Here is a 6,028-nt window from a genome sequence, read left to right as displayed (position 1 = left end):
TGCAAATAAAGAATTTAAATGGCAATATGTTTTTCCCGCAGCTCGAAAATATTATAGTGAGGAACTCAAACAAACAATCAGGTTTCACTTACATTCCAGTGCTGTTCAAAAAGAGTTTAGAAAAGCATTACTGAAAAGTGCTATCGATAAAACAGCAGGATGTCATACACTTCGTCATTCTTTTGCGACCCATCTGCTGGAAAATGGATACGATATTAGAACAGTTCAGGAACTTCTCGGACATCAAGACATTAAAACTACAATGGTCTATACTCATGTAATGCAGAAAAAAAAGATCAGTGTTACAAGTCCATTAGATATATAAAATGTGGAAATTGATGTAAATTATGCAAACTCAATCACCCCTAAAAAAATCTTTCGATCTCTCCTTCAATAAATTCGTTTCCGCCTGCGCCGGAGCAGGAAAAACTTGACACTCCAATCTTTCTTTACAAATTGGGAATGGTTTTCCCAAAATGTAAAAAAGGGAGGAAACAATGATTAAAAGAGATATTCAGAGTTTGCTGAGAGAAATGATGCGCTCTTTTCCGGTTGTAACAATCACCGGTCCTCGACAGTCAGGTAAAACAACTTTAGTAAAACAAACCAACCCGGGCATGGATTATGTTTCATTGGAAGAGCTTGATAATCGAGAACATGCAGAACAAGACCCACGCGATTTTTTGTCCAAATACAAAAACAGTGTAATCATCGATGAAATCCAGAAAGTGCCTTCTCTTTTGTCTTACATTCAGACGATTGTTGATTCGGAACAGAAGAACGGCAGATTCATCTTAACCGGAAGTAACCAGTTTGAATATTTGAGTTCGATCTCACAAACACTTGCCGGCAGAACCGGAATCCTGAAACTTCTGCCTTTCTCATATTCGGAAATTTATCATAACAAGTTCATTCCGCAAAATGAAGTTCTGTATAAAGGCTTTTATCCGAGAATTTTTGATCAGAATATCCGTCCTGAATTATTCTTATCCGGTTACCTGGAGACTTATGTAGAAAGAGATGTTCGTGCAATATCTAAAGTTCAGGATTTGATGCAGTACCATCGTTTTCTCCAACTTTGTGCCGGCAGAACAGGGCAGATCTTAAATTTTAATAATATCGGAAATGAATTAGGTGTCGATCACAAAACCGTGAAAGAATGGATTTCGATCGCTCTGGCAAGTTATTTAATTTTTCTGCTTCCACCATATTATAAAAATTACAATAAGCGTATCAGGAAAGCCCCAAAACTATACTTTCTCGATGTCGGACTCGCGGCTCATCTGATCGGAATTCAAAATATAGACCAACTTCAAACACATCCTTTAAAAGGAGAATTATTTGAAACATTTGTGGTTATCGAATTTTTGAAAAAGAGATATAATCAAGGGAAAAGAAGTAACCTGTATTATTTTAGAGATAATACCGGAAACGAAATCGATTTGATCTTTGAAACCGGTTTAGAACCAATTCCTATTGAAATTAAATCTGCGCAAACCGTGAATTCGGATTTTTTCAAAGGATTGAATTATTTCGGCAAATTAGAAAAAAACATTGAGGAATCGATTTTAATTATGGGAAATGATATTAAACAAAGAAGAAATGAACATTCGGTTTATGGATATCCATTTATTAATGAATTGCTGGAAAATTTATAAATGCAAACTCAATCACCTTTAAAAAAATCTCTCGATCTCTCCACTAATAAATTCGTTTCCGCCTGTGCCGGAGCAGGAAAAACATTTGCTCTTTCCAAGCGGTACTGCAAGATATTAGATGAATTCACAAAACAAAATTTGAGCAGACAAAAATCCAACTGGCTGGGAGTGAAGAACATCCTGGTCATAACTTTCACCAACAAAGCGGCAGCAGAAATGTCCGGCAGGATTTATGAAGACCTGAATATTCTCTTGAACGGAAATGAGATCAAAGGACTGAAAAAGCAGGGAATCGAACTCGGAGAAAATATCAGGAAAACTTCTGATCAATACAAACGCTGGCTGCGTTCCACCTTTTCGCAAAATTATATTTCCACGATCGATGGTTTCTGCAGTCGTATCTTACGGGAAAATGCTTATCAGATCGGGATCGATCCGAAATTCAAGACTTTTGAAGATGTGCAGACCGAACAGATATTTGATGAAACTCTCAAGGATTTTATTCAGCAGAAAAGCGAGCAATTTGATGATAATCTGAAAGTTCTGCTCGATCATACTTCAGTTTACAAAATCCGACATTTTATCAAATATTTGTTCGAGAATCGAGCCTTTGTTCAGGATTGGATTGATTTCATCCAGAAAGATGAAAAGGAAATCAAAGAAAAATGGAGTGAAGATTATACTCCGGATTGTGATATTAATTTTTTAAGGCAAATTTTCGCAGATATCGAAAATTATTCTCAATATTATTCCGCTCCTGATAACGATAAAGGAATAATAATTTTCGATGCTTTAAAACAGTCATTTCCAAAACTTGATGCGACAGCTTCCAATAAAGAAAAACAGAGAATCATTTTAGCAGAAATCCTGCCTTTGTTCCAAACCGGAAAAGGAACTTATTATAAATCAATCACTTCCTGGAAAAAATCTAATTGGGAAAATAAAAGTATTTATCAGAAATTCAAAGGAATTGTAATAAATTTCTGCAATTATTTAAGAGAAGAACTTCCTGAAAACGAAATCCTCAAAGCTCCCAATGAATATGATTTTAAAGCGATCCCGGTTTTGAAAAGCCTGGTTTCTTTTTACGAGGAATTCGCTGAAACCTTGTGGCAGAAACAGCTTGAATTGAACTTTCTCAATTTTGATGATATCATTCTGAAAGCAAAAGAACTACTTCAAAATGATAAAATCCGCCAGAGATATTCCTCTCAATTCCAGCATATTATGGTTGATGAATTTCAGGATACGAATGATGTCCGCTGGGAAATTATTAAGTTGCTTGGAAGAACTTGCGAATGTTCGAGGAACGAGATCTTCGCAATGTTTGAAAACAATAGCCACGAAGAACACGAAGATGCACGAAGAAATGAAGTAATAAATAATGAACATTCAGAAAATGAACATTCAGAAAATGAACATTCAGAGTTTAAATATTACGAGGATAAACATTCCGAAGAGCTTCGCACATTCGGAAGTTTGCGTGAGGTTGGGATTTTTATTGTTGGAGATAAGAAACAATCGATCTATCGCTTTAATCAGGCAGATGTGGAAGTTATGAATCGGGCGGAAGAGGAGTTGACACACTCTGAAAAAAAGAATGTTATCATCTCCTTCAACGACAATTTCCGCTCCTCCAAAGATTTCATTGACTGTGTGATAAATCCCCTTTTCAGCAGAATTATGCCAATAGCCAAAAAACCATTCGAAGCGGAATTTGAACCGACAACATTTAATGAGAATAATAAATCCGAAAAAAGTATTGCAGAAAAGACGGATATCGTTTGCAGCCTTCAGGCTGTTTATTCTGATAAAAATACTTCCAAAGAAGATTTGAAACATCTTTCAGCTTTGAACGCCGTAACGATCGCACAAGAATATTTGAAATGGGCAAAAGAAGTCAAATTGGAAGAAAAGGTTGTGATCGGAGTTTTGCTGCGAAAATTTACGAATATCCAGAATTACCTGAAAGTTTTCCAGGAACAGGACATTCCTTTTGAAATTATCGGAGGAAGAGGATTGTTTCAGCAGCAGGAAGCTTTCGATCTTTTCCATTTTGTCAGTGTTCTCATAAATCCTTTTGATGATCTGGCTTTGATCGGGTTGTTGCGAAGTCCGTTTTTTGCGATTTCGGATAAACAGATTCATCATCTGAAGAATAGAAAGAAAGAACAGTCGGTTTTTTCCTTTATGAAAGGATCTGCTGAATTTGAGGAAATTGTTCAAATCATTCAAACTTGGAGAAAAGATGCTCAAATTTTGTCGTTGGATGTTTTGCTGCAAAAGATACTTTCCGAAGCTTCCCACAAAGAATTTCTTTCAAATAAGATTCGGAAAGTTGAATGCCGGAATGATGCTGCTCGATCCGGACTTTCCGAATTTGCTAACGAAGAGAATATGCAAGAAAAACTTTGTAAAGGTGGAGGAAATGAACTTTCCGAATTTTTTAACGAAGAGAATATGCAAGAAAAACTTCGGAAAGGTGGAGGAAATGAACTTTCCGAATCTTTAAATGAAGAAAATTTGGAAGAAAAGCTTCGGAAAGGTGATGATCCGGATAATTCTGATTTTGTCTCGACTCGTCGCTTTGCTTACGAGTCGAATAAAATCAGGTTTGGTTATTTCAGTGAAATTGGAGGAGCTCAGCGGATCGCTAATATTGAAAAAATATTGAATATTTTATCTGAACTTTCTCTGGAAGGTTCGAGCCTGAAAAATGTTTACAATTTCTTCAAATTCCAGATCGAAAATAACAATGATACTTCCCAGTCTGAAACTCCTTCAACTGCAAAAGTTCAGATCTTATCCATCCATCGATCTAAAGGACTGGAATTTCCTGTGGTGATCATTCCGGAAATGAATTCCCAAACTAAAAGTGATTCTTCTCCAATCTCGCATGGCAGAATTATCAGAGACGGCAGGATCGAAGTCGGGATTTCTCTCGATGAAGAAGGAGAATCGCAAAAAATGAACCTGCTGAATTCTGTTAAAAAGCAGGCAAAATTAGAAACCGAAGCTGAAGATAAACGGCATTTTTATGTGGCAGTAACGCGTGCAAAATACAGGATTGCTTTTCTCTCGGAATTCAAAGATAAGCAGACAAAGAGACAAAATTTCTGGCAAAATTATATCAAACCGAGTTATGAAATTCCGGATGATTTAGATGCTGAAAGTTGGAAAAAACTCAAATTTGAGAAGACGGAAATCAATCTACTTTCAGTTTCCGAACTAAATCGGAAGTTCAAGCAAAAAACCGAATTAGAACCTTTAATTTGGGAAGAACCGTTTTTTCATAAATTCGAGAAAAGATTTCTACAAGTGAATCCTCACGATATTATGAAAAGCATTTCTAAAAAATCTTCTGAATTCGTAACAGAAAAACAATCATCAGAAATTGCTTTGTCTTTTGGCACGATCGTTCATAAAATTATGGAGAAAGAGTGGTGGAAAAATAAAGATTGTAAATTGAATATTGAAAAATATTTAAGGAACAATTTTCCTGAAATTTCTTTTGCTTCGATTTCTCAAGAACTTAAAAAACATATTTCCAATTTTAAGAAAAGCGAGCTTTCCAAAACAATTTCTCAAATTCCTGCGGAAGATAAATTCCCCGAATTTCCGGTTATCGGCTGGATCGATAATTCCGGAAAATATCTGCAGGTTTCAGGCGTCATCGATCTGCTTTATAAATTCGAGGGAAAATGGTTCATTCTCGATTATAAGACCGACAAAGATAAAAGCAATTTGGCGGAATATAAGATCCAAATCCAAACTTATATCTGGATGGTGAAGCAACTTTATGATTTTGATGCGGTGGGACAGATATTTTTTACGAATTTAGGAGAATTGGAGGAAGTTGAGTGGGAAGAAAGGTATTTTTCGGAGATCTATCCTGAAGAGAAATTTTTCTTTAACCTCACCCCATCCGTTTTCGTCGGACTAAAGCCCCAATTCTCTTATGAGGAGAGGGAGAATCAAAATCGCATAAATGAGATTTTGAACGGAAAATCAGCGGAAGATGTTTTGATCATCAATCCGACCAAACAGCAATGTCTTTCACAGATCAGGTTTTTGGCAAAGGAGAAACTTCTGACTCCGAATATTCAGATTTTAACTCTGAATCAACTATTGAAAAAATCAGAAATTATAGGGAAAAAGATTTCTTTTAATTTTGCGAAATTGATGATCAGAAAATTGTGTTCCGATAAAAAATATACAGAGGGAATGATAGAATTATTGACCGATGCAATTCTGAAAAACGAGAAATATAAAACCGGACTAAAACCTGAATTTAGAGAAATCGAAAATAAATTTAGAAAACTGAAAAAAGAAAAGCAATATTTTACCGATGCAGATGAAATTAAAAATTT

The 6,028-nt window shown here is 35.7% G+C and carries 3 protein-coding genes; all 3 read left to right on the top strand.

All coding sequences use genetic code 11. The features are described from left to right. Positions 1 to 325, top strand: a 325-nt coding sequence (locus ENL20_10690; GenBank protein HHE39021.1) for a hypothetical protein, incomplete at its 5' end; no start/stop codon positions are given. Positions 326 to 497: 172 nt separating this feature from the next. Further along, positions 498 to 1,658, top strand: coding sequence for an ATP-binding protein (locus ENL20_10685; GenBank protein ID HHE39020.1), 1,161 nt, complete (start codon positions 498 to 500; stop codon positions 1,656 to 1,658). Further along, positions 1,659 to 6,028, top strand: a 4,370-nt coding sequence (locus tag ENL20_10680) for a hypothetical protein (protein HHE39019.1), incomplete at its 3' end; no start/stop codon positions are given. It lies immediately after the preceding gene.

The sequence above is a fragment of the Candidatus Cloacimonadota bacterium genome (genome assembly GCA_011372345.1).
Classification (GTDB): Bacteria; Cloacimonadota; Cloacimonadia; order Cloacimonadales; family TCS61; genus DRTC01.
This window is presented reverse-complemented; position numbering and strand designations above follow the sequence as displayed.

Bases quoted from the DNA above. Each gene is read 5' to 3' on its own strand.
- ENL20_10685 (HHE39020.1), top strand. From the start codon at position 498: ATGATTAAAAGAGATATTCAGAGTTTGCTGAGAGAAATGATGCGCTCT.